A 25,846-nucleotide genomic window follows, 5' to 3' on the forward strand; every position below is an offset into this window, starting at 1 on the left:
TTACGCGGCTACGCGGTGGTAGCGCATCCATTCGGGGTTCCACAGCCCACCGCCAACACGCTTGGTGGTGTAGAACAGCACCTTCGGCTTTGCGGTGTACGGGTCACGCAGAACGCGGACGCCGAACCGATCAAAGATGCGATAGGTCTCCATCATGTTGCCGAACGCAATCGGGATGGCGCTGGCTGCGACATTCGGCATGTTCGACAGACGACGGATAGAGAAACCCAACAGCGTGGAAGGCTCACCGGCAGAAACCGGCGGGTTCCAGATCAGGTTATTGTCCGCATCCTTGAACTTGCGAACCACGGCGGCGGTGGACTTGTTCATGAAGAACTCGGCACCAGCCATACGCTCATCCGGCAGGTCATAGACCAGATCAATCAGTCCATCGACCGTCAGAGCAGCCGCAGCGCCGGTGTTCACCTCGCCAATCGGCCCCAGCGGATGCTGCTGGGCGGCAGGCAGGCCGCCTTCAGTAGCAGCGTCGTAGTTCAGGAAGCCCTTCGGCTTGTTGACACCGTCACCAGTCAGGAATGCAGTACCTTCCTGCTGTGCGAACTCCAAGCGAACCTCTTCACCCAGCCATGCAGCGATATCAATCTCGGAATCATCCAAGATGCGCTGATAGGCGGCGGGGTTGGCATAAATCTCACCGAAGGCGAAGGTGTATTCACCGAGCGTCGGAGTGTTGGTTTCCGGGCGCGCGTCGGTTTCACCGACCCAGCCGGACGATGCACCATGCAGATTGTAGAGTTTCTTGAAGCCCTGACCCGTCACGGTCTGCACAGACGCATAACTGCGCATCTGAGAGACCTCAGCCAGCTTATCAGTGATCGTGCGATCCCACTCGACAGGAGATGTATAACCACCGTCTGCGTCAGTTCCTACAGATGCAGCAGCCCGGATATCGCCAGCCTTGATGGCCGCCTTTACCTGGGTCTCGTCACCAGTACGCATGTAGGTCTCGTAGTGCCCAGCGTAGGCTTGCTCTTCCTTCGAGGGACCATCAGGACCAGGCTGACCGATCTGCAACGCCGCGAGTTTCTCGTTCTGAGTCTCGATGACGTCCATTGCATCCGAAATGGACGCTTCGATCTTGCCGATTTTGTCGGTCGTGATGACGTCCGCAACACCAGCTTTGATTTCTTCCTTCAGCTTGGTGTCCAGTTCGGCCTTGAACGCGTCAAAGGCCTTATTGACCGCCTCGACAGCCGCAACCGGCGTCATGGCAGTTTCAGCACGCGCTTTGACCAAGCCGCGCGCCTCTTGAGGGGGGATGAAGTGTTTCATGTCCCGTTTCCTTATGAATGTATTGATTTCGCCAACTCATTTAGAGCGGCAGTGAGGTCGTCAGCGCTCGGCTTGACGGTTGGGGCAGCGTTCAGCTTGCCCCCTTTCATGTCCGAGCGAAGCGCGCGGCGTTCGGATCGGGTCATGTTCGGATGTTGGGCGCGAAGTGCGTCTTCAAACAGAAGCTCGGCACGTGTCGCAGCCAAATTGCTGGACGCCTTAGCATCCTGCTCAATCTCCGCATCACCAAAGAAACCATCGGCAAGACCGGCCTCAATCGCTTCTTCGGCGCTGAAAAATGTGTCCTTGGACATCATCGCCAGAACGTCTTCGGCGCTTTCATCCATTCGCGTGGCGTAGAGCTTAGACATAGAGGCGTCGAACTTGTCCAGCACCTCGGCGGCGTCCCGGTTGTCGTCGGCATTGCCGATGGTGACGCCCCAGGCCTTGTGGATCATCATGGTGGACGCTTCACCCATCTGGATTTCATCACCCGCCATTGCGATCACAGAGGCAGCAGATGCAGCGAGACCCAGAACGCGGATCGTCACCTTCCCCTTATGTTGGCGCAGCGCGTTGTAGATCCCGACGCCGTCAAAGTAGCTACCACCCGGAGAGTTGATATTCACAACCACATCGCCAGGGCCGACTTCCTCAAGCCGCGTCGCAACATCCTTCATGGAGGTGCTTTCGTCCCAGAAGTCCTCACCAATAACACCGTAAATGTCGATTTCTTCCTCGCCGTTCTCGCGAGCGTGGATGCTGTTGTCCCAATTACTCACGGCGTCATTGCGCAACGACCATTTCTTCTGGGACAGGGCGTCAAACGCCTTGATTTCCGGCAGTGTCTTCAACGACATCGCCCTCTCCTTTCTGGGGAACACCCGGTGGATCGTAGTAAACATCCCCACCCGGTCTTTCTGGCTCGCCCTCAAGGCGGCGGATTTCGTTGGGGCTATGTGTGCCCATTTCCAGCTTGATACGGTTGGCCTTCCAACGAGTGTCTTGGTCACCACGCTGGAGCTTGTAGGTGTTGATCTCGCAGCGCTTCGATAGTTCGTTCGGCATCAAGTCGCGCTCGATTGCACCTTCCCACTCGTCCAAAATTGGGCTCACCGTGTCATCGATGAAGCCGATATTCTGGTGCTCGACGCCTTGCCCGTAGGATGTCTGGTTCTCGGTGAACCCGGCCTTATGTGGCGGCACACCAAAGAACATGCAGACTTCAGTGATTCCTAGCTTCTTATTCTCCACAAACTCAGCGTCCGTAGAGGTCATGCCCATCTGCTGATAAGTCATTCCCTCTTCGGTAATTATCGTCTGGAATGCGCGATCGCCATCGACACCATTGAACTTGTCCATTGACTCTTTCAGACGCTCAAATGCCTCCGGCGAAAGCTTGGCCGGGTGAGTGAAGGCACCGCGAATGTTAGTTCCGCGCTCGAATAGGTTTGTGCCATGCGATTGAACCGCCAGCGAGAACCCAACTGTTTCCCTTGCGAACCCAAGCACAGACTGCCCCGTAACCCCATCGAAGCACGGTCCGCGAACGTGGAAGACTTCTTCCTGTGTTAGCTTGAATTCGCGCCCAAACCTGTCCCGATAAGTGTAATCAAGTGAACCATCCGGCATTTGCTCGCATGTAACTGCATGAGGCAGCATAGGGAGCAGAGAGGTGATCCGATTGCCGGTTCTAACCTTCAGCGCGTACCCATTCCCGTACATCAGCCGAGCAAATTCCAACTGCTTGCGGAACTGACGGCCATGCTGCCAGCGGTTAGCTTTTCGATTTAGCAGACGTGATACTTGATGCGCTTCGTCGCGAGTGTTGCCCAAGTCCTTCACTTCGACCGGCAATCCCGAAACAACTCCCGCCAACAAGGTTGTGCAGCGATAGACCGCCGCCACCTTCATCGAAGCTTCACGAGAAATCACCTTGCCCGAAAGGGTTACATTCCCGCCTCGTAGAAACTCCTCTAGTTCCGCCGGATTATCTATCCTTCCAACATCGTAAGTTGGCCCGGTATATGCTGCCTGCGGCTGCGACGCGGGTTCTTTAGGTCTGAACCAATTGAAGAATCCCATATCACACCATCAAAATCCCACGTTCCTCGTAGACAGATGGGCCATCCGTCTCATCCGCTTCTGCCATGGTCGATACAGCCATCGCCAAGGCAATCATTCCATCTATCCGCCGGTTCTGCGTGAGCTTCACCAGCTTGCGGTTGCCCGCCGGGTCCATCTTCACAACAGCGTTTGCGGCACACATGCTTAGAACAGGGTGCTTGCCGTGCCGCATCCGTTCATTCAGCAGCATTTGATCCAAATCACGCAGCGCAGGGGACATGCTCTGGAAGCCCTGCCCAAACTCCACGAACCGCTCCAACTCGTCTTCCGTAAAGCCTGCCTTTTCCAGCCAGGGCCTGAAGTTGCGCATGTTCCATCGGTCGAACGCAATCTTCCGAATGTCGTATCGGCTCAACTGATCCTTCAGAAATGCCGCCACGTACTCATAATCGACTGTCTTGCCAGGGCAGGTCTGCAACCAGCCCTGATCGCGCCACACGTCATAGGGCACACGGTCTGCTCTGGCCTTCTCCGCTAGCCCCTCAGAGGGCAACCAGAACGTCGATTCCACGCTAACCTGATCACCCGTCTGGCCAACCAGTACAAAGGCCGTGAGGTCTGCCGTGGCCGACAGATCAAGCCCCGCATACACTGGGCCGTCGAAATCCGCCGGAGGATTGCCGTTCTTCTCCCAGATACCTCTGGCAATGTACGGTGCATTCGTCTCAACCCTCTGATTGAGGATCAGATTGCGATACTCGGCCTCCCGCGAGGGCATACGCCGCGCCGCCTCAGCCATTTCCAGCACTTCATCCGCGTTCTGGAAGTCTCCAAACGCAGGGTTGGCCTGCCGAATGGTTGCCTCCTCAAACGGGTCAGCATCCGGGTCCGCTGTAAATAGGAATAGCTTTGTTCTCCCGTCTGGGTTCGCCTTGGCGTCCTCAATCAATATCGACAACAAGTCATCGTCGTTCGGGGCCTGCGTGGATATCACGATGCTAAGCGGGATCTCCTGCGCCGCGCTCGCAGTTTCGAGGGCTTCGTACAGATCGGACCGTGGCCCCCTGACTTGACCAAGCTCATCGTGAGCCGCGAACACAGGCGAAAGGCCATATGCGGTGGCCGCTTCTGCTGAGAGGGCCTTGTACTTTGACCCCAATTCCTGACAGGCAAGCTCCTTTGCCGTATCACGCACAATCACATACTCGGACAGCGTCCCATTCATTCGCACCATCTTGGCAGCCAAGTTGAACAAGATTGCCGCCTGATCCCGAGATTGTGCCGCCGAGAACAACTGAGAGTTCGCAACCGCTTCAGGCCCGACAAGATGCAACAGATTTAGCATCGCTGTCAGGGCGGTCTTTGCGTTCTTTCGACCGAAACTGATGATCGCCCGGCGCGTGTTGCCATCGTATATCCCGCGCAGGATGTTTCGCTGCCATTCACGCAGAACGATCGGCTGGCCTACCAGCTTCCCCTCTGGAACCCGGCAGTAGGTCTCGATCCATTCTATGTTGCGCTCCGACCGTTCAGACGGCGCGTAGACCCTCACTTCTGCCAAGGTGTTTTTTTCTTCTTCGGGTCCTTGTTGCCCCGATGGTTGGTCGTTGATTGCTGAGAAATCCGCATCCGCGTCGCCAGGGATGACAGCGCCCGTCCCTCTCGCTCCTGCATCTTCAACAACTGGTCGTACTCGCCTACGTCCAATTCCTCTGCCGCCTCAGCAGCCGCGATCAACTGCGCAACTTTTCGAGCCGAAATGACGTGCCGACAATAGGACTCAAGCAGCGGGTAGGTGTCGGGCTGAAACCAGTCAGCTGCCAGACTCTCAACCACCGACCACCATATCTCCGATTGCTCTTGCGTGAGCGTCATTGGCGGATCAGGTCGCAGAAGTTTTTCTGTAACGCCCGCCGTGACAACCTCTAGCTCCGCGTTAGATTTCCTGCCGCGAGATCCCATAACGTAAAACCTTTCGGTAACGGTTTATGAAAAAGTGGCTCCCGCCGCCGGTCCCCAGACTAAAGGCTGTAAAGATTGGAGGCCCCACCCTACAGGTTGATGGCGATGCTTGCCCCCAGAAACCAAAGCACAAAGCAGAACACAACGGCCTGCACTGTGCCCTCTATGGCGCGATCAACGTACCGATCTAAGCGCGAGACAAACGACTCCCAAAGGCGACGCCGATACTGTGCCCGCATGCGCTTTCCCGATTGCGAGATACCTACAATGGCCATCCGTCCTCACCTATCTGCTGCTTGGTACTGTTCTCTGCCTTGGTCTTGGCCTTGTGACATGGAGTGCAAATGCTCTGTAGGTTCTTATCGTCATCCGTGCCGTCTTGGGCCTTGGGGATGATGTGGTCTACTTCCTGCGCTGGTGTCGGCCTGCCCTTGCGCAGACATGGCTGGCAAAGGTAGCCGTCCCTTGCCAGAATGCGATCGCGCCGCTTGACCCATTCGTATCCATACCCACGCTCATGCCTGCTGGTGCTGTGCCAACCCGGCATGTCACTTGCTCCTGGCTAACTAGCTAGTGTGTTCGGGCGTAATGCGCAGGTGGCACGCTTTACCCAGAAAGGATCATCCAGCATCTTCTTTCGGTTGACCGGCTGAAAGTAGTCCTTCAGCCCGCCCCTTTGATCTTCCGCCAAGTTGCCCCAATCGATCCATTCGATACTATGGTTGATAGACTTGGCCATTAACTCCATTGCGGAGAATGATGGTGTGCCAGTAACTGCGGCGTCCTGCCCATACTTCCCCGGAATTGCGTTCAGGTCGCTCTTTGTGCCTTCCTGGCTCAACAGGATGACCGGGTGCGCCCTGGATGCGAAGTTGCTGTCTACAATGATCAGCTTCGGCCCCAGTGACCTAGCTAGATCAAGCAGCCTGAAGTGATCAACGAGGTGATAGAAGACGCCGAAAATCGCGACGACGTCATACTTTTCACCGGCCTCAACCTCTGACTCTAGCTCGGCGAACAGATCGTTGCACCGAAGCTCGATGCGCTCAGTGACTTCGCACTGGCGGTAGGTCTTGAACCTCTCAAGAACGTCGGAACGCCCCTCAACACCAACGACGCTCTTTGCCCCGGCGTGGGCGAGCGCATAAGACCAACGGCCATCATGACAGGCGAGGTCTAGAACCCTGCCCCCTTCGATATCGCCCTTGAAGGGCTCCACGATATGTCTGTACCTCTGCTCAAGCCGGTTCATAACGTTCGGCTTGTCGTAGTCAAAACCTGCCAAAAAATCCTTGAAAACTGGCATTCCGCCTCCGTAGTTCTGTCCGTATCAAACATGTCAATCTGATACCCGAAGGCTGTCTCTGATCTAGCGCAAAGACAACCCCAAGTTTTCAAGAACTCAACGGAAAGATGTGATTGATGCGGGCACCGCTACCCACTCTGACCCGCACTGGCCTCAAGCTTGTCCATCAGGTCGATGGCAGACTGACGATCACCGTCGTTTTCGATGACCCGCATCCCGGAAATCTTGTTGTCCTCGGGAATGGTGATGATTGATGCTGACATCTGGCCTTGAAGGTTGTCCGGCTGAAAGATGCGAAGTTCACGTGCCATGGTTTTTCCTTTGCTGCCCGCACAGTCCCTTTCGGGGTGCCGTGCCTCTGGTTATCGGGATAAATTCCCGCGTTTTCATCCCATTTTTAGGACATTTGCTATTGCACTGCCGGTCTATTCGTCCTATATTTAGGACATGGAAGGCAATGAGGCCAACCACGCTACACGGTCAGGCAAGATGATCGGACACTGGAGGTTAAGAAGATGGATTACATCAGCTTAGCGCTTCAGGTTCTCCAACTGGCGGTCTCGGTGGCCATACTGATAACCGCCAGAAGGAAGTAACCAAGCGGGTCGGGGGCGAAAGCCTCCGGCCTCTCCAGAAAGATAACCACAACGGAAGGCCAAATCAATGACAGCAGACGACTTCAACGCTTGGCTCGATCACATGCGCATATCAGGCCGAGAAGCCCATAGACGCCTGAACGTGGCACCAGATACTATTACCAAATACAAACGTGAAGGTGCCCCGGAATATATTGGCCTAGCCTGTGCTGCTCTTGCTTATGGCCTTCCCGCGTGGAGAAAGGTGAGCAATGATTGAGGTTCTGACCCTGGTCCTTGGGGCCGCTAACTTAGCCTTGCTTGTTCTGATCTATCGCAAGCTGTGAATTCGTCGCCCCCGCTCCCGCCCCGGAGGCTGGGCGTACCCGTTATCGGAATTCCGATATCGTTAAAGGGGGTCGCTACAATCGACACCCCTGCATATCTGCCGTGATTGCTATGATGTTCACTGATGGTCGAAATCACCCGAGATAACTGCAGGCAACGCAATCTTCTCTTGCCTCGTGAGCCTGCGACCAGTGATTAGCTCAAAGTAAGCCGCCACCCGATCAGTTGCCGTCAGGTCTGTGTTCATCCAATCCGGCGTTGCTTGCTTGAGCCACTCTTTGTTCACCATGTCGGATGTAAAAGGCATTGTTAGAATTCCTGACTTTGCTCCACCATTTGTACGTTAGGACCTACACGATTTTTCTAGTTGCTACCTACACGTGGTACCTTGGTGTGTAGGTATGAGCGCGGGGCGGACCTGATCCCGCCTTCAGTTCAGCGACTCTCGCTGCCATTCATGACTGACAGCGATTTTGCCAAACCTACCGAGTCTGTTGCACCTCTGCCTTTCCGCGTGAAGCGCCGCGCTCGTGACGACACACCGTGTGTGGCGACAGGAAGGCGGTTACACTTGGCGAACTACTGTCCACTTACCCTCAATCTTTCGGACGCTCACCTTGCCGCCCGACCTCTGAATCCTGAGAACCTCCGCCATTGCTGAGGCACGCTCCGCTTCGTCTCGGGCACTAACTGGTGGGCTACGATACTCCGGGCGAGACAAGCCGCCGCCAAGAAGGCCGCCAAGAACACTGGATGCTAGACCCTCGATCATTGCGAACTCCTGAATCAAAAAGGCGCGTCCCGTCACTGAAACACGCCATGCCCTTGGCATGATACTACGGCGTTCCCGAACATCAGTCAACCACCGCTTGTAGTTTTTCTATTGCGACCACGAATTGCCTGCCCCGAATAGTCACTTCACCGTCCTTCACGGGCTCCACCCAGCCCCTCGATACGGACTCGATAACCGCCCTATCTCCTAAACTTAACAGATTCAGCATATTGAGCCATGAATCCCATGCGTTGGTGGCATCCCTGTGCCGCTCATCCTCGCTACGCAAGTCTGGTTGGTCGTCGGCGCGTGCCTCAAACCTATCCGGCAGAAATTCTATCTTCGCGGTCTTTGCCGCCATGCTCTTGCCGAGAACAATTCTGTGGTACCGCGCCTCGCTCGCTGTGAGCCCCGCGTAGACCGACCAGAGCTTCGCAGCGTCGTCTGGCTTGTGAGAGAGGTATATCGCCCGTCCTGCGGGCTCTCCGAGGGCCTGTGCCTGCATTTGCCGCCAGTCATCTTGCCCCATTTGGCGTGCGCGCACCTGCAAGGCCACCTTGCCGGGGTTGCGGTCCACCTTCTCACGCTGGATTTGTTCCATTCGCTTTCGGCCCCTGGCTTTCTTGCGTGGAGCCTCGGCCAGTTCAGTGAACTCGAACTTCTTCTTGGCTTTGCCGCGTCTGTCACCTTTGCCCATATCACTGTCCCTCGTGTATGCTCATCTGCCTGTGTTCCTCATTGCTGCGCACTCCACCAAAAAGCCGATGCCAGAAGCGCCCAAGCCTCCCAATCCGAGAAATCGAAAATAAGAGCCAGGAGCACGCTGAATGGTGCCACCGCGACTATCGCACCTATCCAACCCCTCACGACCCTGCCCTCCTGCCGATTGCGCGCTTACGGCCAAAGCACTTGCTGTACTCGGTGTGAAAGTGCTCGCGACAAACGCCCGATATGTTGTTGTCGAACAAAACCTTTGAGCAGTCCGGATGCGCGCAAACCTTGCGTTCGTCCTTGGTTTCTTCTTCCCAGGGTGCAGCCGCAACAGTGACGCTTGCTGTTGATGGCGCGATTTTGCTGCTGCCAGCGGTTTCGGGCATCTCGACCTGAACGGAGCGGCGGCGGATCATGTCTTGTACCTCGCTGCGGACTCGAATTTGCGGTAATTCATGCGGTCGGAGTCAAACGACAGGCGCGCATACCCCTTCTCAAACCCGTAAAGCTGGGTGTCCCTGACCTTCCACGTTGACAGGCGTACCCATTGCTCACCGGCGTCCTCGTCCACCTCCTGGTGAACCGTAAAGCCAAGGCTAGGCTTGTTCGCAAAAGCCGCTGAATCCGCGATGTCATACCCGGTCGGGCTACGCGGCTTTCCGTCCGTCATCATCTTGCGGGGGTGGGCAATGACACAGATGTGCGTGTCGTATTTCTCTGCCCACGTCCGTATTTGCTGAAGCGCGAAGTTGATGTAGTTGGTAACACTCTCCCCAGGCTCGGGCATGTGCTCCAATTCGTTCCACGGGTCCACGATTATCAGCTTGCAGTTATCCCGAACCGCCAACGTGTAAATCATGGACTGTAGCCAGCCGAGGTTATGGCCCGGCGTGTCATCGTAGGTCCGGTGAACGATGCGGAAGTGACGATCCAGAAACGCGCCACACTCAACACGCTGCGGCTCCGAAAGCGCATCCCAAGGCTTGCCGGTTTGGAGCCGTGCAAGGTGGTCTCTGGTCCTGTGCGGATGGGTTTCAAACGAGAGAAAGCCGACTTGGATGTTTTCGTGCTTGGCGATGTGAAACGCCGCAAACGTCGTGAACGTGGACTTGCCCGATCCCGGCGTGCCTGTACCCACCGACATAGCTCCAACCTCGAAGGCTAAGCAGAAGTCATAGGGCGTCATACCCACCCTCAGTACCCGCCTTGGTGGCAGGGGCGGCATGTCAGAAATACCGGTAATAAATCCCCCCTCAGGATCTACCGTCTTGGCCTCAACCAAGCACCGGGAAAGCTCACCCTCCCCATGCTTGACCAGCACATCGTTGGCGTCTTTGCAGTCATCCGGCCAAACTGCGTATTTGACCTCATGCCCGGCTAGAATGTTGGCAACGGTCTTTGGCAGGCTTCGCCCTGCGGCATCGTTATCCCCCGCCACGATGACAAACGGCGACTTCCTCAGTCGCGCTTCCTCTGCAAGCAAGCAATCCCGCTTGCCGCCATCCTCGGTCCACCCATCGGGGAGGGATACGGCACGCAGATAACCAGATTGCATCACCGAGAGGCAATCAATCTCCCCCTCGGTGATGACAATCGGCCCCTCGTCTTTGAGCGCGTCCTCGTTGAACAGCCCACGCGGCACCCCTTGCGTTGAGCGCCAATCCTTGCCCTCAACAGAGCGGAACTTACCCGCGTAGGGCTCGCCGTTGCGACGATACGGAAACGCCACCGACTCCCCGAGTTGCGGATGGCTGATAGCCTTTACCCCCATATCCGCCAAGACAGCGCCGTCCAGTTTGCGAACGCTTTGGAGCCATGTCTGAACGTCCATCGTCATACCATTCTCCCCCCGAGTTCGAACAATGCCAGCAGTGCCAGACCACCCCATCCGCCAAGAAGCTGACCGACAGGCAGGGGTCCTTTTTCTTCCGCCTGCCGTCGCTGCACTCGGGGCATGTCGTTCTGACCGTGCCGTGTTGTCGCCTCACGGTGATCCCGTGCTTGCTGAGAATCTCGGATGCGGATCGCTTCATGCCGCTCAAATCCCTGTGCCCTGGCGGCAAGCGTCTCGGCCCGGAACCGGGATAGCCCGCCATCGTACTCCATGATTGCTGCCCGCTCCTCGAAGGCGTCGATATCCATCACCCGACCTCCTTCAGAATTCCAAATGCCCCAGCGTTCTGCTTGCTGCCGCTGCCAGACTGGCGTTTGTTTCTCAGTATGGCGTTGACGTATCCGACAGGATCGCCGGTCCCCTTGTCCCGTGCCGCCCAGATCGCGTTGAACGCCTCTGTCTCACTGCTGTCGGATATCCACTTCGAAATCATCCCGCCGAATGAGTTTGGTGGTTTTCCGGTGGCTGCCGATAGGACTGACTTCGCCTCCGCCCATAAAATCGAACCCGAAGATTTCGACGGCGTTTCATCGCCCGTCCCTACGGGAATATTGTTTATTTGTTCTTTTGTTGGTTGGTCTTTGGTTGATGTTTGGTTGGTGCTTGGTTGGGGTGTCTGATATTTGTCGTAATTACAAAAGGTTACTATGGTTCGACTCTTGGTTGATTTTGTGGCAGGTCGTGTTTGGATGGCCCCGGACCTTTCAAGCGCCGAAAGAAGCGTGCGAAGCTGCTGACGGCTTAGCCCGGTGATATCCTCAAGCATTGCCTGTGATGCACAAAGCTCGCCTCGTTTCACCGACACAAGCACTCCGCCAACGTCCTGCTCGGTGTCGCAATATGCGGCTTCATCAAGCATTGCGACCCATGCCCCAAGACGTGCGGGTTTGCCCTTGAATATCGGGTGCTTCCTGATGCCGTGCTTGACCGCGAACCATCCGTCCATTCATTTTTGCCCCTCGACTATCTTTCGCGCCAAGTCTGCAACGTGCTGCCAATCTCCTGCATGCACGGACCCCCGAAGCTCGATTCCCAGCACTTCAAGCGCCTCGTCAACGCTCTTCACTACGGCAACCTGACCGCGCCATTTGTCGTGCCATTCCACTTGGTCTTTGGTAAGCTTGCGTGCTGAAGGTGGCTTGTTGCCGTCCTTGACTTCGAGGAAATAGTTGAAGCCCCGATAGCCAACAGCCAGATCCGGGAAGCCATCTCCTGCCGCATGCGTAGGGGTGACTGTCGCACCCGCTTTGCGCAGCGCCTTCACGATCTCGGGCTGATTGTCATCTACCTTTGCAGCACGTCTCATTGCCCCTGCCCTCGCTTTACGAACTCAGCCACAAGGGCGAGATGCTCAGTCATTGGCCTGCCTCCGCTTGGAGAATGGCGTGGCCAAGACCCTCAACCGCTACGGGCGAGTATGCGTTTCCGCAGGCGGCGATTCGCTCCACCCAATCGGGAACCCCATCACAGCCTCCGCGAAAGAGGGGTGTAGGTAGGTCGGATCGCTCTCGCAGGTCCGCAACCCCTCGGACATCTTTGCACCACGAAAATGCGGTGACCCCAGATACCTCTTCCTGCTTGCGCCCTTGGTCTCGTTTTTGCCCAGTGTCGGCAGAAACAGCCGCTTCACGGCAGCGGGAAAGCCATTCCGCTTGTTGTTGATATCGAACTCTCCACGCTTCTGAGAAGCGTTCGCCCTCGGGGTAGGCAAGAATACAAACTCGGTCCCGTCTGTGGGGAGCGCCATGGGCCGAAAGCGGTACGCAATGCCATTCCGCGTCATACCCGATCGCGGCCAAGCTTCCGAGTACCGTTCCCATTCCTCGATTAAGCAGCGCTGCCACGTTCTCCAGCAGCGCGAGCCGTGGTCGTACCATGCGAAGGGTTCGGCGCACCATCCACCAAAGGCCGGAACGTTCACCGGCAAGTCCGGCACCATCTCCAGCGAATGATATGTCCTGGCACGGAAAGCCCGCCGTAACAACGTCTGCGCTTTGGAGCCTTTCCAAATGAAAGGGAAGCTTCCGGACATCTTCATAGCACGGCACCTCCGGCCAGTGTTTGCGCAGGACCTTGCGCGGGAATTCCTCGATCTCGCAGAAGGCCACGGTTTCAAACCCGCCCGTGCGTTCCAAGCCAAGGCTGAAGCCGCCTATGCCGCTGAAGAGGTCGAGAACTTTCAACTTACCCATGTGCCGTTCCCCCTGTATGTGCTGGGGCGGGGGTGTCGATTTGCTCTGCTCTTAGCGCGGATAGGATTTCTGATACTGAGCGCTCTGCGTCTTCTGAAAGCTCACGGGAAATCCGGCTGTCGCAATAGTCGAATGGATACTCGCCGTTGTAACCCTCGCCAGATGCTTTGAAGCCCTCAATGAAGGCCAAGCGCATCAATTCAAGCAGATCGACCGTTAAGCGCTCACCCATGACGCCCTCCAATGTGTGACCCCGGCTTCGGACACCCCGCCGGGTAGAGGCTTGCACTCAGGCTTGCGTCAGGAGTACGAGAAAACCGCTCGCCTGCTGTCCTATCGGCGTTCCGTGAGAGGGGTGCCGAATTCTGTTGCGCGCTTACCCGGCGCGGGCGGGATGCTGGGGAGGGATTTTCAGGTGAATTAGCCACCGACTTTCCCCTCAATTCGTTTGGTCAAATTTTTTTGCAGAGGAACAAGTCGCGTAGCGACCCATTCCAACCGAAACCCGGCCCAGAGAAAGAGCCGGATAAGGCCGCGAACCATTGCGCGGATTGCGTATAGAATTGGGGTCAAGCGGTTGCCCTCATGTGCTTTGCGAGACTTTCGCCGTGAGAAAGAAAGGCCATTGCAACAACGTCACCCGATGGGCGGTTGGTGCCTTGCCACCAATTGAGTGCGGTCTGATACCTGACCCCGAACTCTACCGAGACCTCTTCGGCGTTCCGGTAGTTTTCATGCAGGAATTGCGACCAACGCAGAGCAAAAAAAGCGCGGAAGTCGCGCGGCTCCATAACTTTTGACCATGACATTTGAGTACACCCGTTCCTATTTCGAACCTGTGACGAGTTCGAAGTTTGAAACTGAGTGTGAAGGGCGGAGGTCATTGGTTGGCCTCCGCTACTTCCGTATTGTCCTTGATGAACGCGATGATCCGATCAGCGGTGGAGAAGGTGCAACTTCCCCCCTCCTCAAGCCTCGCGAAGAGACGGCTGTTTCCCACAGCTCGACTTGTCACCGTCGCCGGTGCCCAGCCCTTTGCGGACGCGAATTCGCGAATTTGATCCAGAAGGTCATTTTGTGTCATGACCTCAATATGGGGACTTTTATCCCCTTTAGTCAAGGGACTATTGTCGCCTTTATTCGCCAATGCTTGGGGACTACTGTCCCCTTATGACACTCACATTCCATCAAGCGCTCAAGAAAGCGGTAGAAACTAGAGGCACAGATGGGAAGAAGCGCTCGCTTAAATCGATCGCTGAGGGGTCTGGTGTTTCGTATGAACAGCTAAAGAAGGTGAACCAGAAACCAGAGCGCTCAACCAACATAGACGACGCGAAGAAGGTAGCTAAATTTCTGGGCCTGACGATTGATCAGTTTCTTGATGATGAGGACATTGGAGACCAAGCTGAGCTAGTCTCGATTTACAATCGGCTATCTCCTGAAGAGCGTCAGTTCTGGAAAGCTTCTGGACGAGGGATCGCCGGGCGGAAGAGCCAAGGGTCAGACTGACTACCTCTTTCAGCATCTTAATGTACTGAGCCCTCTTTTCGCGTATTGAACGCGCGCTAGAGACAATTTCTTGGTCGTGCATCACTTCCCCTATATTCCCCACCCTGAACAAAGCCTACCCATGCGCTCCAAAGCGCCCCCTGCACGGGTTGTGCCTCCTGTCAGGAAAAAACCAGCATGGTTAACATGCTAGTAAGCTCATGATTTCAATGAGCCTTTCAAAATCATATCTGTCATGTTGACACTGGGTCAACGAACACACCAAAAACGCCGATTACAAAAATGACACGGTTAAGAGTCTCAATTTACTCGAAAATCGGATTGATGCGCCGTTCGTAACGAATTGTTCTCGCTCGGGGATCAATCGTATTTCGGGGTAGATCGCGAAAATGACGAATCAGGTCGTCCGTGAACCCCCTCTGGTTGCCGAGGACTATCTGGGTTGTCTGCTGTTCAACCTGACTAAGGACGCGTGAACCTGCATCTGAAATGTATATTTTACGGGATTTTACGTACAGGTAACCCGCCTCGATATTGCGATCTATCTTACCGTCCATGTTGCCTCGGGATATTCCTGCGCCTTCGGCTAAGTCCTTGCGCCACCAACCTATCGGCTCAAGGTCAAGTGCCTGAAACAGCCATCTTGCAGGCTGCTCAACCCCCAGCATCCTCGTAACCTCGTCGTATCGCTTCAGGAACTCACGGCGTTCCCGGCACTTCACGCTTGTCATGCGCACCCCCACCTCACGATACCGCGAGCGGGAAATACCTGTCCAGTTAAGTAGTTGACCGCTTTTGTGTCAGGTTGCCGAATCTGCACTTATCTGGAATCTATGGAGAAACGGATTGCTCACGAGTTTTGTGTGATTTTCTGTCGTCGGCGCTGGAAAATGTGATTTGTCAAGCTTGATAGGCGCAACTATCTATGCCCAGAATGAAAGATACAGGAGCCTATGTTGTGATTAAGTATATTAAAGCATTTCGTATCTTCTTCATCGTCGCGGTAACGGCATCCGTCATGTTGAGCACATTTGGCGGTCCGGCGCTTTTGGTTCCGGTGACCGGAATTGCGCTTAGTGCGCTGGTGGGAGCCTTGGGTCTGGCTGCGGCCAAGCTTACGCATGTGATCTAACCTCCCCACTGTGCTGCTTATTTCGCCCGCTCAGATAAATTTTTTTACGATAACTGCGGGGCCAGTGATTGCGCTTTGCGTCGTGGCTTGGTGCCACTACAAGAAGCGCGATAAATCCAGCGTAGACCTAACATTGAATTTGGTCTCCAACTGCATGGCGCTGGTGCCTATCGTGTGCCTACTGCTAAACATGCTGTACAGTTCCTATAAGCTTTCCTTCCCAGAGAAGTTCGATATGGACGCACTGGACAAAATGAAAGGCGCTCCCTCTTTCACACCAGCAATCGACTCTACAGCGGGCAGTGAGGTCACACTGTTCTTAGCGCTGATCTATGCTGCCGTGATTATCTTTATGTCGATCTGGCGGAACGTGCGCCTAACCTGATCTTCCCCCACCAGGGGACTGCACCAACCCCGCTCCGGCGGGGTTTTTTGTTGGGCGATCCTGACCGGGCAGAAACGCGCAGCAGATAAGTCAGTGGTTACTGATTCTTGCGCTCTGGCTGAAAGTCCAATTTTTGGCCGCAAACTTTTAGGGGACTATTATCCCCTTTTTAATTGACAGGGGACTTTTGTCCCCCTACATTGATCTCAACAGAACGGAGTTGAGACGATGCAAACACCAACTGGAATTGACCGCTACTACGCCAGGACTTGCGCACAGAGCATCTCCGAGAGCATCACCAAGTTCATCACGCTTGAGGGGGTCGATGATGATTTCGCCCAAGCCATGGCCAAGACCCATCGTCAGGAAGCCTGGGAGCAGATCGAAAAGCTGGCCGAACTCTTTGGTGCGGAGCTTGTAGAGGCTGAGCCCGAATCCGAACCGTTGGACGCAGAGGCAATTGAGGCGCGCGAAGCTTCCATTGAGCAGGCCATTATCGATGCCGGTCGTGGTCATCTGGTGGGGAGTTGAGACGATGCCTTTCGACAGAACACAGATAGCCCGGACACGGACCGCGCCGCTCTGCGACCGCACCGAAGACATCACTGACAACTGGATTGAAGAAACCGACAAAGAGAACGTCGAGAACGAGGGTTGCACTGGTTACTTCGATGAAACCGAAACTGGCCTTCTGCTTGTTGGCGTTGAGGTCGAAAGCGGCTCACTGACCAACTTCTACCCCCGCGAAATCGCCATGCGGTTTCTGACACCTGAAACGGTGGATCGGATCGAGGACCATTTCACAGCCGTGGACGAGGGTATCTGACCATGGACAAGCGCACTCTAGAAGCCCTCAAGGCCAGTATTGAGAAGTGGGAGAAGAACGCGACGGTTGAGCGCAACACAGAGGCTCTGGTTGGAGCCATTAGTTGCCCACTCTGCAAACTCTTCATGGATTCCTGCTGTCGCGGCTGTCCGGTGATGGAGCGCACAGGAAAGCCTGCCTGCGATGATACCCCGTATGACGATGCTGTGGAGGCGCTGGACGTGTTTCTTCCAGCCTTTCACGAAGCCGCCCGTGCCGAGGTCGAGTTCCTAAAGTCCCTCCTTCCCGAGGGCGAGCAATGACCGCCTATTACGCCATACCCCCTGCCGCCGCCTTGGCTGGTGTTGCTGTTGCAGCCCTGCTTTGGCTGCTGCGGTGCAACGACAGAACTTTGAAGGAGCGCCTGTTCGTTCTCGATTTCATCGAAGTGATGAACCGCGCGCGGCACCCAGAAACCAGAGCGACGCTCGATGCGTTCCATCGCGTTTCCTACAATTCGCACTTTTTGGCACGCATGACCTTCCGCGACCCTGCCAAGCTCTACGGCCCGAACGTGGCCCGGATACTTAGACCTGAGAATGGAGACGAGTGATGCGTGACATGAGTGATAGTCAATTCAAGGCGGCCTTGAAGCGTCGCGGCTTCCGCAAGGTGCTCGTGTGGTTTGAGCATGCAGACGCGCCCAATCACAGCTTCGGCGGAGTTTTTAGTCAGAAGGCTGGACGGCTTCACCGACGCGCAACCCTAGCGAAGATCATCAAGGATTTGGACGGCGTTAAGAAGTCGGCAGGCGCGTCATGACCGACCCTGCCAAGCTCTACGGCCCGAACGTGGCCCGGATACTTAGACCTGAGAATGGAGACGAGTGATGACGCGTTTTGAATACACCGAGAATGCCCGCCGCATGCGTGCAGCAGAGCAAAGAGACCCTGTGGAGGCTGCATTCTATGCCCTTGCGTCTCTCAGCCAAGCGGACCGCGAAAGGGCCGTAGCCCGGTTCAATCTAACCTACCGGGACGTCCATTCCGTTCCTCTTCTCTCGTGGGGCAAGTCATGACCCCCGACCGCGAAACGAACTGGGATTTGTTCCCTATTGGACCCCTTGGAGGTGATGAGTGATGAGTGAGACGCCCACATATCTTTGCGACGTTTGCCAAGAGAAAGAGGCGCTTGGTGCTGCTTGCTCCGCGCTCGGTCCGGTTTCCTTTCAATATTGCGGTGAGTGCGCGTTTGATCGCCGTGAGCCGGAAGCCATGTTCGAAGCCACTCTTGATTTGGTCGGTGAGGACGTAGCCCTTCACGTCAAGGTGGCCAAGACCATCGTGGATGGCAAGGTCCTGACCTGGGATGAATGGCTCGCCGCCCGAGGTGACGCATGACCCTCCCCACAGCAAGCCAACTCCGCCGCCGTGAGCTTGCGCGAGGCATGAACAAGTTCTGCCTGACCCTCTTAGCCATGGCCATCGCGTTCATGCTCGGGATTGAGGTCGGAAAGATACTGACGACAGCAATAACAGACGTGAACGACGTCCTGCTGAACCATGAAGAAGAGAGGTACTGAGGATGGGCTACTCGCAAGAACAGACTGAATTTGCTGAGAGCAGCCCAACCCTTGGCGCAGAGTACAAAGCGGCGTCAGAAGTGGCGAACCGTTTCCTTGTTCACTGGCAAGAAGAGCACGCCGAGAAGCTGGCCAAAGCGGTCATGAAGCCGCTCATGGACGAGATACAGTCTCAGGTCTGGGACGCTTTCCGGGACTACCTGTTTTGCGACACCGAATACAACGCTGCTGGTGTCATGCGGGACATGGTTGAGAACAGCGTCAAAGCACTGATTGGTGGCGAGAAATGGGCGAACCGAAAGTACATCAGCCCCGAAGGTTACCGCACCGAGGAAGTGCGCAAAACACTCGCAAAGCTCTACGCAGACGAAATCAAAGATGCGCGCATTGCCGACCTTGAAAAGGAGGTCGAGCAACTGAACGAGCGCCTTCGCTGGCGGTACGACTAACCCACACCACAGCGCGGCCTGACCGGGTCTTTTGAACACCGAATGGAGATGATGATGGAAAAGTTAGACCTCGAAGATTTCGAAATGGCCGTGATGAATTCCGGCATAGAGGGTGAGTTCTACGGCGAATACTTCGGTCGCTCATCTCACGAGGGATACGCGGTCACGCTCGATAGCGAGGCCCAGATGGTGAAGCTGGGAGCCGCGCTCGGCGATAGCGTCTGCGCCGACCTGGCTCAGTACACCCCGCATATCGACAGCCTTGGCCGTGGCCTCATCGTCAGTTGGCCCAAGCACCTTTTCAACGACTAACCACCACCCCCGGTGGCCCACCGAGCCCAAGGGCTCACAGCAAGTCCCCGCGCCTTCGGGTGCGGGGCGAGGAGATAAGAGAATGAACCAAGTCGCGAAAGTGCAAGAGACGACAGCGGTACCGGGCACCGAGGATCATTCGTTGCTGCCCGCTGACCCCATGGTGACGATGATCGAGCGGGTTGCGATGGACCCGAACGCCGATATCGACAAGCTGGAACGGATGCTCGCTATGAAAGAGCGTCTTGAGGACAAGGCCGCAGAGACGGCCTTCAATGAGGCGTTTGCGCAGGCGCAGGCAGAAATGCCGAAGATCGCCGCGCGTCACAACAATGACCAGACCAGCAGTAAGTACGCGAAACTAAACAATATTTACGACGAATGCAAGCCGATTGCAACCCAATACGGATTTAGTTTCAACGCAGTACCGGTAGCTGGCGGTCGCGACGGATATCTGAATATGCGCTGGACCCTGCGGCGCGGATCGCACTCAGAAAGCGACGTTTCCGAGGTGCCGATTGACGACAAGGGACCGAAAGGTACGGTCAACAAGACACAGACGCACGCCTATGGCAGCACCACGTCCTACGGTCGGCGCTATCTGTTCTGCGCAGTATGGGACATTGCTATCGGTGACGACACGGATGGCAACATTCCCAAGCAAACGGAAACCGTCTCGTCTGAGCAGTTCGTGGAGCTTCGCGACAAGCTGGAAGAAAGCGGGATGGACCCGCGCAAATTCCATTTGGCGTTCGGACACAAAGACCCTGACAGCGCTGATCTACAATTGTTCCCCGCCGCCCGCTTTAAGGAAGCAATGGACCGCCTGAAAAAATACCAGGAGGCCAAAGCCAATGACTGAGCAACGGACTATCGAGTGGCACAATGAACGCCTCGGAAAGGTTACGGCGTCGCGCATCGTTGATGTGATGATGAAGCCCACCACAGCCGGGTACCAGAACTATCACGCGCAGCTTGTTTGTGAGCGCCTGACCGGGGAGCCGACAGAAACGTTTCAGTCAGCGGCCATGCTGCACGGCACCGAGACCGAGCCACAAGCCCGCGCGATGTATGAGTTGGCGATGGGGGTGGATGTTCAAGAGGTAGGATTTATCCCGCACCCGACCCTGTCAATGTCCGGTGCGAGCCCCGATGGACTGGTTGGCGCGGATGCTCTTGTTGAAATCAAGTGCCCGCAGCCCGCCACGCACATCAAGACGCTCAGCGGCGCAAACATTGACCGCAAATACATCCTGCAAATGCACTGGCAGATGATCTGCACGGGGCGAACAGTGTGTGACTTCGTCTCATTCTCACCCGCTCTGCCCCCGGAAATGCAGCTATTCGTTCAGGCTGTCCCGCTGGACCCTGAGCTTTCCGAGCAGATTACCGAGGCAGTGACGCAGTTCTTAGCAAAGGTCGATGAGACGGTCGTCAACCTCAACCGAGAATACAAGAAGGAGGCCGCATGATGTCTCCCCTCGCCGCCATGAAGGCCGATGCCCAGCTCTGCAATCGCCGTATGCGTCGATCATTCGGGATATTTGGGAAAGCCCCGGAGCGGGTGGCCCCGCGTGAAGTGTCAAAACACATCGTTCAGCGTCGGGAAGCCGTTAGGGGGTTGCGTGAACAGGGGCTGACTACCGCCAAGATCGCCCGTGCACTGAAGGTGTCCAACTCCATCGTCAAATACGATCTGGCCATGATGCGGAGGGAGGTCTGATGGAATTCCAACTCAAAGGCCCCATCACCGCCCAACGCGCCGAAGCCGCAACCGAATGGCTTGTGCATAACGCCGCCCTGATTGCCCAACTTAAGGGCAACCGGGACCGGGCGGAGTACATGGTGAAGCGCGCCGAGGCTCTGGCTTTTGAGTTGGCAACCGGAAGCGCAGAGGCTCGCAGACAGGCCGCCAAGGGGTCCGACAGATACCTGGAGGCAGTCGAAGAACACGTTCAAGCCATCGTCGCCCATGAGGAAGCTATGGGGCTGAGAAAGGCCGCTGAGACGCTGGTTGAGGTGTTCCGGTCTCTGAATGCCAATCTGAGGAGAGCGCCGTGAACCCCGATGCCTACAGAGTAGTTTTGAAGCGCGATAATCGCATCTTCGTTGACGGCGCAGACACGGGTTTCACATGGGTAAAGACATCTGGATCTCACCCTGAGTACCAGATGAGGGACGAGCGCGGCGTCAATCTCGTTAACCACTACCGACAAAAGACGTTCAAGCTGAAGGTCTTGGATTTCCATAACGGCTGCGGGGAGTTCTCGTAATGAACCTCGCAGGCTTACCCCCTATCGGCCAGAAGGTCCAACCGCTCACCGCGAAGGAAAAGCGCGAGGGCAAGAAGCACATGGGTCGGGTCAAACAGCTTCCATGCGTGATCTGCCAGTTGTTCGGAATGACCCAGAATAGCCCGACCGAAGTGCACCACTGGAAAAGCGGTCGCTACGGACAGAAGAGAACGCCGGACAGTGAGGCAATACCTCTCTGCCACTCACACCACAACAAGCTGCGACCCTACCCCGGCGATGAGGACAAAGTGGGCTTCCATAACGCTCAAGAGACTTGGGAGCGGCTCTATGGCCCCGATTATGGGTTCATCCCAGTGGTGCGCGCGGCCCTTAGCGATATGGAGTTGGACTATTGAGACTTGTGATTGTCGAAAGCCCATATGCGGGAGACGTCGAGGGAAATGTGAAATACGCGCGTGCGTGCGTCAGAGACAGCCTGTCTCGCGGGGAGGCCCCGATAGCATCGCACCTACTCTACACCCAGCCGGGCATCTTAGACGACGACATACCCACCGAGAGGGCTTGGGGCATCGACGCAGGTCTCGCATGGCGTGACGTGGCGCAGGCAAGTGTCGTCTACACGGATCGCGGCATCACCAAGGGAATGCAGTACGGCATCGACCGCGCCAAAGAGGCGGGCATCCCCGTGGAATTGCGCAGTCTCGGAGGTCCGCAATGACCCGCACGCTCCTGGCGCAGATATTGGAGGCGATGTGATGACCGAGATCGTTACACGGAAAGGCAAAGCTCTTGGTGCTCCGAAAAGGTGGGCGCAGCGATACGCAGGATATCAGGGAAGCGGATCCGACGAAAAACAAAGGATCACAGAAAAACTGAATGGGCTGACTCTGGAAGAGAGAACGCCTGAGCGCATTGACCAGATCATCGGGAATGACACATGGACGCGGGTTTCATGTGATCTGTGTGACGACTCAGTTGAGCGCGCGGCAGCTCTCTCCGACGGGATCAACGATCTCTTGGTTTGTGAAAGCTGTTTACGCGCTGCGGAGATCGCCTTGTTCTCCGAACGAAAGAACCCGTCATGATCTGCACCATCATGCCCTCCGGCCCCAATGGCCCATACGTGCAGGAGGAAGTACGTGCGCACAGAGCCGGATGGCAGGATCACCGTCAAAGCGGATGGCGAGGAAATCACCGGCCATCCCTGCCCAATAACCAGAGAACGCCTAATCGACATGCCATGAGAGGAGCAGAGCAGATGAAGGACGGCGACATTTACAACTGGCTCTGGAAGGACGGAATGAAGCGCAACGACTTCGGCGCATTCCAGTCCTATCACTGTTACTCGCGCATCGCTATCGCCAGAGATGGAAAGCTGTACGACACGTTTTGGTCAGACAACAGCAAGCCGGTTGATGTGACCGCTGTTGATCTGAGGTTTCTCGGCAATGCCAACGAGATGACCGTCATCAATAAATGGAAAGTGCCCTACTACCGTCCAGACGACGTTGTCGATACGCGGCACTCCAACGACTACAGCGCTCCGATTTACTTGAAGGCTGGAGCCCAAAAAGACCCCGAGACAATGCGGGAGAACGTGCTTGTGAAGCGCGCAGAGGCGCAGCGAGAAATCAAGTCCAGTCAACAAACAGTGGAAGAGATGGACAAGTATCTGGCCGCCATCGAGGCCGGAGATTTGGACTCTGTGTACCTCTGATGCCCAACCCCGAGCGCCTCATAACCGCCCTGCGAGACTTGCACCCCGATATGCCATGAAAGGAAGAAAGATGACGGACAGAGGGCCAGCGCCGGTAGACCACCCGGCATTCGACACGCCCACGATTGGTGGAATGAAGCCGTGGACATGCAGCCACTGGAAGGACGGCAAGAGGTTCGCAATCACGCTCTACGGCACCAGTGCAGAGCAGGTGCTTGAAGATAATTGCGATGCGCTGGACCATTTGTCTGTCGATGGGGAATTGGCGGCGACAATACCGCTGAACGATGACGAGGCTTGGGCCGTGATCGACGCATATGAGAAATCCAGGAGAGGCTCGCCATGACTGAGCAGAGACAGAAGGACGCACCACACGTTCCCGCCGCATTCATCAATTCAATCCGAGAGGAAGGCAACCACGAGGAGGCCTGCAACTTCCTGCAAAAGGTTTGGAACGAGTTTTGCGAGGCATGCGCCGAACGCGATGCGGCATGGAATAGCCCTTAGAGGCAGCGGCAGAAGCGATGTACCCAATGCTGCGCTCCATGATTTCACGAGGGGAGGCTTACGACACCATCCGCGCCCTCAAGAAGGGAGGCGAGCATGGGTCAAACACCTGAAAAGATAGAGGCCTACAAAGAGCTTCGCGAGCGCGCCAACCGAAAAAACAAAGAACTGATCCAGGGCTGGTGTCTTGGAAGCGGGCTCACTGAAATGACGGTCTCACAGGTCAACGAGTTAACCGAGCTTGTCGTTCACATGTGCAACCGCGCCGCGTCAGACGCCTTTCAACTTGGATGCACTAATGTTCCCGCAAAGGACACCCAACCATGAGTAACTCAGACAAAGCGCCACCCCGCATTTGGGCTCACTGCGAGCTTGATGAAGACGACGAATGGTTCATTGAATTCCTCAGTGACGAGCCTTGGCCGGGTGAAGATCCAGGCGTTGAGTTCGTCCGCGCCGATGCCCGCCCCACCGCGCAGGTGAAGGCGTATCAAAGCCGAGTGCACGATTGGATATTGACGTGCTTTGGCGAGGAGATTGGCGCAGACAAGGTCGAACGAAATCACCGCTTCTTAGAGGAAGCGCTTGAGCTTGTTCAGGCAGGTGGATGCACAAAATCGGAGGCTATGCAGCTCGTCGATTACGTCTATGGCCGTGAGATTGGCGAGCTTGGGCAAGAAGTAGGTGGCGTCATGAACACGCTCGCCGCCCTTTGTACCGCGCATGGGGTTTCACTAGACGCCGAAGCTGAGCGCGAACTGGCGCGCGTCTGGACCAAGGTCGAGAAGATCAGAGCCAAACAGGCAGCCAAGCCGAAGCATTCACCACTTCCCCAGTACACCCAGACAGGGCTGAGGGAGGCGGCAATCGTGAACCTAATCGAAACGGCTCAGTGGGCGCGAAACAGGCTTGAGGCAATTGCGGACAAGTCATGGCACGGAGATGCTCGTGACTTCAAGCGGGCCTTAATCGGTGTTTTTGCCGACTTTGATGAAGCACTGAAAGATGTTGGCTCTGAAATGCCGCCCACCCTCCGCGCTCTGGCAGAGGAAGGCGACACATGAACAGGGCGGAAGAGATAAAGTCGCGGATTGCCAAACTACAAGCCGAGCTGGATGGCCTCGAACCATACGAGACCATGGGCGTGCGAGAGATTGCCAGGGCCGCTGACATTTCACCTGCAACTGCGGGCCGGTTCAAGGCAGGCAGAACAATAGACGTTCCGACAATCAAAAAGCTCATTAAGGCCAAGTGTCTGTCGAAATGTCCATGCTGCGGCCATAGCCTCCGCGCCCTGCTATCTGAGGGAGAGCACAATGACTGACTATGACGAACTGGTGCGGAAGTTGGACGCCTTTTCTCATGACAAAGCCTGCATTCATTGCGGCTCACCTGCCTTGGAAATCAACTACCGTGAGCAAGTAATCTGCTGTCGATGTCTGGGTGAGAACCCTCGTGATCCGGCGCTTGCGGTCTACTCGGAGGCCGCCCAAGCCATCAAAGACCTGCGGGCGGAGAACGTACGATTGAGGAAGTCTCTAGGTCTCAAGCCAGGCGCAAAACTTGTCTCCCGAGAGTGGCTGGATAAACCCCGCGCCGCTCTCTCCCCCAGTGAGGATGGGTGAATGGACTTCATTCTGGGCGTGCTTAGTGGCACATCGTTTTACCTCATTCTGATGTGGTTGTTGCCGCGCTTCAGAAGGTGGCGTTTGTCACTGTGCAAACACGAATGGTCTGACTGGTACGAGAGTGGTGATCTCGAATTGGAGCGCATTTGCCGGAAGTGCCCAAAGTTCGAGAGAATGGAGACTGGAAAGGACACCCCATGACCTGGAAGCCAATCAACGACCCTGTGAACCCAGCACCGAGAAACATGTACGAGCTTGAACGCGCCGCAGCAAAGCTCGCAGGCTCTATCAATGTCATGGAGTTCCGCCTGCTCTGGCCAGACATGCAGGAGCAATACAAGAACAGAGTGTTGGCCATGATGTCCGAGCCACCGGAGGGGGGAGCATGATGCCTGAGCAATTCTATAGAGACCGGGGAAATGAGCAGGTGGCGCACCTAGCCAAA

The 25,846-nt window shown here is 56.0% G+C and carries 44 protein-coding genes; 26 read left to right on the forward strand and 18 right to left on the reverse strand.

Features of this window, described 5'->3' with window-relative positions:
• From AB1E34_RS00440 to AB1E34_RS00520, 17 genes are all read right to left on the reverse strand, one after another.
• On the reverse strand, positions 1–1,293 hold the full coding sequence (locus AB1E34_RS00440) for a phage major capsid protein (protein WP_372570369.1): 1,293 nt from the start codon (positions 1,291–1,293) through the stop codon (positions 1–3).
• An 11-nt stretch (positions 1,294–1,304) separates the two neighbouring features.
• Positions 1,305–2,147, reverse strand: a complete 843-nt coding sequence (locus AB1E34_RS00445; RefSeq protein WP_372570370.1) for a head maturation protease, ClpP-related — start codon at positions 2,145–2,147, stop codon at positions 1,305–1,307.
• Positions 2,116–3,378, reverse strand: coding sequence for a phage portal protein (locus AB1E34_RS00450; protein WP_372570371.1), 1,263 nt, complete (start codon positions 3,376–3,378; stop codon positions 2,116–2,118). Before AB1E34_RS00450 ends, AB1E34_RS00445 begins: the two co-directional genes overlap by 32 nt.
• 1 nt (position 3,379) lies before the next feature.
• Entirely contained in the window at positions 3,380–4,912 is a 1,533-nt protein-coding gene (locus AB1E34_RS00455; protein ID WP_372570755.1) for a terminase large subunit, read from the reverse strand.
• The gene (locus AB1E34_RS00460; RefSeq protein WP_372570372.1) at positions 4,909–5,235 is read right to left on the reverse strand and encodes a hypothetical protein; all 327 of its coding nucleotides are present in this window, start codon (positions 5,233–5,235) and stop codon (positions 4,909–4,911) included. Before AB1E34_RS00460 ends, AB1E34_RS00455 begins: the two co-directional genes overlap by 4 nt.
• A 349-nt stretch (positions 5,236–5,584) precedes the next feature.
• On the reverse strand, positions 5,585–5,869 hold the full coding sequence (locus tag AB1E34_RS00465; RefSeq protein ID WP_372570373.1) for an HNH endonuclease: 285 nt from the start codon (positions 5,867–5,869) through the stop codon (positions 5,585–5,587).
• Positions 5,870–5,884: 15 nt separating this feature from the next.
• Positions 5,885–6,628 (reverse strand): class I SAM-dependent methyltransferase, encoded by a 744-nt coding sequence (locus AB1E34_RS00470; protein ID WP_372570374.1) that lies wholly within the window; start codon positions 6,626–6,628, stop codon positions 5,885–5,887.
• 128 nt (positions 6,629–6,756) lie between these two features.
• Positions 6,757–6,939 (reverse strand): hypothetical protein, encoded by a 183-nt coding sequence (locus tag AB1E34_RS00475; RefSeq protein ID WP_372570375.1) that lies wholly within the window; start codon positions 6,937–6,939, stop codon positions 6,757–6,759.
• Positions 6,940–7,669: 730 nt separating this feature from the next.
• On the reverse strand, positions 7,670–7,858 hold the full coding sequence (locus AB1E34_RS00480) for a hypothetical protein (protein WP_372570376.1): 189 nt from the start codon (positions 7,856–7,858) through the stop codon (positions 7,670–7,672).
• Between the two features lie 547 nt (positions 7,859–8,405).
• On the reverse strand, positions 8,406–9,020 hold the full coding sequence (locus tag AB1E34_RS00485) for a hypothetical protein (RefSeq protein WP_372570377.1): 615 nt from the start codon (positions 9,018–9,020) through the stop codon (positions 8,406–8,408).
• A gap of 166 nt (positions 9,021–9,186) precedes the next feature.
• The gene (locus AB1E34_RS00490; protein WP_372570378.1) at positions 9,187–9,450 is read right to left on the reverse strand and encodes a hypothetical protein; all 264 of its coding nucleotides are present in this window, start codon (positions 9,448–9,450) and stop codon (positions 9,187–9,189) included.
• Complete coding sequence (locus AB1E34_RS00495; RefSeq protein ID WP_372570379.1) at positions 9,447–10,871, reverse strand: toprim domain-containing protein; 1,425 nt, start codon at positions 10,869–10,871, stop codon at positions 9,447–9,449. Before AB1E34_RS00495 ends, AB1E34_RS00490 begins: the two co-directional genes overlap by 4 nt.
• A complete protein-coding gene (locus AB1E34_RS00500) occupies positions 10,868–11,176 on the reverse strand; it encodes a hypothetical protein (protein WP_372570380.1) in 309 nt (102 codons plus the stop codon). The genes AB1E34_RS00495 and AB1E34_RS00500 overlap by 4 nt, the downstream gene beginning before the upstream one ends.
• Complete coding sequence (locus AB1E34_RS00505; RefSeq protein ID WP_372570381.1) at positions 11,176–11,874, reverse strand: hypothetical protein; 699 nt, start codon at positions 11,872–11,874, stop codon at positions 11,176–11,178. The genes AB1E34_RS00500 and AB1E34_RS00505 overlap by 1 nt, the downstream gene beginning before the upstream one ends.
• Positions 11,875–12,234 (reverse strand): hypothetical protein, encoded by a 360-nt coding sequence (locus tag AB1E34_RS00510; protein WP_372570382.1) that lies wholly within the window; start codon positions 12,232–12,234, stop codon positions 11,875–11,877.
• Between the two features lie 49 nt (positions 12,235–12,283).
• Positions 12,284–13,120, reverse strand: coding sequence for a DNA cytosine methyltransferase (locus AB1E34_RS00515; protein WP_372570383.1), 837 nt, complete (start codon positions 13,118–13,120; stop codon positions 12,284–12,286).
• Positions 13,113–13,352, reverse strand: a complete 240-nt coding sequence (locus AB1E34_RS00520) for a hypothetical protein (protein WP_372570384.1) — start codon at positions 13,350–13,352, stop codon at positions 13,113–13,115. The genes AB1E34_RS00515 and AB1E34_RS00520 overlap by 8 nt, the downstream gene beginning before the upstream one ends.
• Before the next feature lie 938 nt (positions 13,353–14,290).
• On the opposite strand from AB1E34_RS00520, the gene AB1E34_RS00525 reads away from it, so the two are divergent.
• Complete coding sequence (locus AB1E34_RS00525; RefSeq protein ID WP_372570385.1) at positions 14,291–14,629, forward strand: hypothetical protein; 339 nt, start codon at positions 14,291–14,293, stop codon at positions 14,627–14,629.
• Positions 14,630–14,934: 305 nt separating this feature from the next.
• Here the strand turns inward: AB1E34_RS00525 and AB1E34_RS00530 are convergent, their stop codons facing one another.
• Complete coding sequence (locus AB1E34_RS00530; protein ID WP_372570386.1) at positions 14,935–15,360, reverse strand: hypothetical protein; 426 nt, start codon at positions 15,358–15,360, stop codon at positions 14,935–14,937.
• A gap of 203 nt (positions 15,361–15,563) precedes the next feature.
• Between AB1E34_RS00530 and AB1E34_RS00535 the strand changes: the two genes are divergently transcribed.
• The 25 genes from AB1E34_RS00535 to AB1E34_RS00655 all read left to right on the forward strand — a co-directional run bounded on the left by AB1E34_RS00535 (position 15,564) and on the right by AB1E34_RS00655 (position 25,790).
• Positions 15,564–15,761 (forward strand): hypothetical protein, encoded by a 198-nt coding sequence (locus AB1E34_RS00535; RefSeq protein ID WP_372570387.1) that lies wholly within the window; start codon positions 15,564–15,566, stop codon positions 15,759–15,761.
• Positions 15,762–15,771: 10 nt separating this feature from the next.
• Positions 15,772–16,146: a hypothetical protein gene (locus AB1E34_RS00540; protein WP_372570388.1), complete on the forward strand. Its 375-nt coding sequence runs from the start codon at positions 15,772–15,774 to the stop codon at positions 16,144–16,146.
• A gap of 228 nt (positions 16,147–16,374) precedes the next feature.
• A complete protein-coding gene (locus AB1E34_RS00545; protein WP_372570389.1) occupies positions 16,375–16,677 on the forward strand; it encodes a hypothetical protein in 303 nt (100 codons plus the stop codon).
• A 4-nt stretch (positions 16,678–16,681) separates the two neighbouring features.
• Positions 16,682–16,972, forward strand: a complete 291-nt coding sequence (locus AB1E34_RS00550; protein ID WP_372570390.1) for a hypothetical protein — start codon at positions 16,682–16,684, stop codon at positions 16,970–16,972.
• Positions 16,973–16,974: 2 nt separating this feature from the next.
• The gene (locus AB1E34_RS00555) at positions 16,975–17,274 is read left to right on the forward strand and encodes a hypothetical protein (RefSeq protein ID WP_372570391.1); all 300 of its coding nucleotides are present in this window, start codon (positions 16,975–16,977) and stop codon (positions 17,272–17,274) included.
• Positions 17,271–17,564 (forward strand): hypothetical protein, encoded by a 294-nt coding sequence (locus tag AB1E34_RS00560; protein WP_372570392.1) that lies wholly within the window; start codon positions 17,271–17,273, stop codon positions 17,562–17,564. Before AB1E34_RS00555 ends, AB1E34_RS00560 begins: the two co-directional genes overlap by 4 nt.
• Positions 17,564–17,773 (forward strand): hypothetical protein, encoded by a 210-nt coding sequence (locus AB1E34_RS00565; RefSeq protein ID WP_372570393.1) that lies wholly within the window; start codon positions 17,564–17,566, stop codon positions 17,771–17,773. The genes AB1E34_RS00560 and AB1E34_RS00565 overlap by 1 nt, the downstream gene beginning before the upstream one ends.
• Before the next feature lie 317 nt (positions 17,774–18,090).
• Entirely contained in the window at positions 18,091–18,351 is a 261-nt protein-coding gene (locus AB1E34_RS00570; protein WP_372570394.1) for a hypothetical protein, read from the forward strand.
• Positions 18,348–18,533 (forward strand): hypothetical protein, encoded by a 186-nt coding sequence (locus tag AB1E34_RS00575; protein ID WP_372570395.1) that lies wholly within the window; start codon positions 18,348–18,350, stop codon positions 18,531–18,533. The genes AB1E34_RS00570 and AB1E34_RS00575 overlap by 4 nt, the downstream gene beginning before the upstream one ends.
• A 2-nt stretch (positions 18,534–18,535) precedes the next feature.
• Entirely contained in the window at positions 18,536–18,982 is a 447-nt protein-coding gene (locus AB1E34_RS00580) for a hypothetical protein (RefSeq protein ID WP_372570396.1), read from the forward strand.
• A 42-nt stretch (positions 18,983–19,024) separates the two neighbouring features.
• Complete coding sequence (locus AB1E34_RS00585) at positions 19,025–19,294, forward strand: hypothetical protein (RefSeq protein WP_372570397.1); 270 nt, start codon at positions 19,025–19,027, stop codon at positions 19,292–19,294.
• 82 nt (positions 19,295–19,376) lie between these two features.
• The gene (locus AB1E34_RS00590) at positions 19,377–20,156 is read left to right on the forward strand and encodes an ERF family protein (protein ID WP_372570398.1); all 780 of its coding nucleotides are present in this window, start codon (positions 19,377–19,379) and stop codon (positions 20,154–20,156) included.
• Positions 20,149–20,766, forward strand: a complete 618-nt coding sequence (locus tag AB1E34_RS00595) for a lambda exonuclease family protein (RefSeq protein ID WP_372570399.1) — start codon at positions 20,149–20,151, stop codon at positions 20,764–20,766. The genes AB1E34_RS00590 and AB1E34_RS00595 overlap by 8 nt, the downstream gene beginning before the upstream one ends.
• Positions 20,766–21,017, forward strand: a complete 252-nt coding sequence (locus AB1E34_RS00600; RefSeq protein WP_372570400.1) for a hypothetical protein — start codon at positions 20,766–20,768, stop codon at positions 21,015–21,017. Before AB1E34_RS00595 ends, AB1E34_RS00600 begins: the two co-directional genes overlap by 1 nt.
• On the forward strand, positions 21,017–21,355 hold the full coding sequence (locus AB1E34_RS00605) for a hypothetical protein (protein ID WP_372570401.1): 339 nt from the start codon (positions 21,017–21,019) through the stop codon (positions 21,353–21,355). Before AB1E34_RS00600 ends, AB1E34_RS00605 begins: the two co-directional genes overlap by 1 nt.
• A complete protein-coding gene (locus AB1E34_RS00610; RefSeq protein WP_372570402.1) occupies positions 21,352–21,567 on the forward strand; it encodes a hypothetical protein in 216 nt (71 codons plus the stop codon). Before AB1E34_RS00605 ends, AB1E34_RS00610 begins: the two co-directional genes overlap by 4 nt.
• A complete protein-coding gene (locus AB1E34_RS00615) occupies positions 21,567–21,944 on the forward strand; it encodes a Ref family recombination enhancement nuclease (protein ID WP_372570403.1) in 378 nt (125 codons plus the stop codon). Before AB1E34_RS00610 ends, AB1E34_RS00615 begins: the two co-directional genes overlap by 1 nt.
• Before the next feature lie 5 nt (positions 21,945–21,949).
• Positions 21,950–22,267: a DUF7768 domain-containing protein gene (locus AB1E34_RS26105; RefSeq protein ID WP_445758211.1), complete on the forward strand. Its 318-nt coding sequence runs from the start codon at positions 21,950–21,952 to the stop codon at positions 22,265–22,267.
• A gap of 37 nt (positions 22,268–22,304) precedes the next feature.
• Positions 22,305–22,634 carry a hypothetical protein gene (locus AB1E34_RS00625; RefSeq protein ID WP_372570405.1) on the forward strand — a complete coding sequence of 110 codons (330 nt, stop codon included), beginning with the start codon at positions 22,305–22,307 and terminating at the stop codon, positions 22,632–22,634.
• 173 nt (positions 22,635–22,807) lie between these two features.
• Positions 22,808–23,266 carry a hypothetical protein gene (locus tag AB1E34_RS00630; protein ID WP_372570406.1) on the forward strand — a complete coding sequence of 153 codons (459 nt, stop codon included), beginning with the start codon at positions 22,808–22,810 and terminating at the stop codon, positions 23,264–23,266.
• 70 nt (positions 23,267–23,336) lie between these two features.
• Positions 23,337–23,612: a hypothetical protein gene (locus AB1E34_RS00635; protein WP_372570407.1), complete on the forward strand. Its 276-nt coding sequence runs from the start codon at positions 23,337–23,339 to the stop codon at positions 23,610–23,612.
• A 257-nt stretch (positions 23,613–23,869) separates the two neighbouring features.
• A complete protein-coding gene (locus AB1E34_RS00640; protein ID WP_372570408.1) occupies positions 23,870–24,100 on the forward strand; it encodes a hypothetical protein in 231 nt (76 codons plus the stop codon).
• Positions 24,097–24,837, forward strand: a complete 741-nt coding sequence (locus tag AB1E34_RS00645) for a hypothetical protein (protein ID WP_372570409.1) — start codon at positions 24,097–24,099, stop codon at positions 24,835–24,837. Before AB1E34_RS00640 ends, AB1E34_RS00645 begins: the two co-directional genes overlap by 4 nt.
• Before the next feature lie 252 nt (positions 24,838–25,089).
• On the forward strand, positions 25,090–25,398 hold the full coding sequence (locus AB1E34_RS00650) for a hypothetical protein (RefSeq protein ID WP_372570410.1): 309 nt from the start codon (positions 25,090–25,092) through the stop codon (positions 25,396–25,398).
• Between the two features lie 200 nt (positions 25,399–25,598).
• A complete protein-coding gene (locus AB1E34_RS00655) occupies positions 25,599–25,790 on the forward strand; it encodes a hypothetical protein (RefSeq protein WP_372570411.1) in 192 nt (63 codons plus the stop codon).
• Positions 25,791–25,846 lie beyond the last annotated feature (56 nt).

It is taken from the genome of Ruegeria jejuensis (assembly GCF_041537905.1).
Classification (GTDB): domain Bacteria; phylum Pseudomonadota; class Alphaproteobacteria; order Rhodobacterales; family Rhodobacteraceae; genus Ruegeria_C.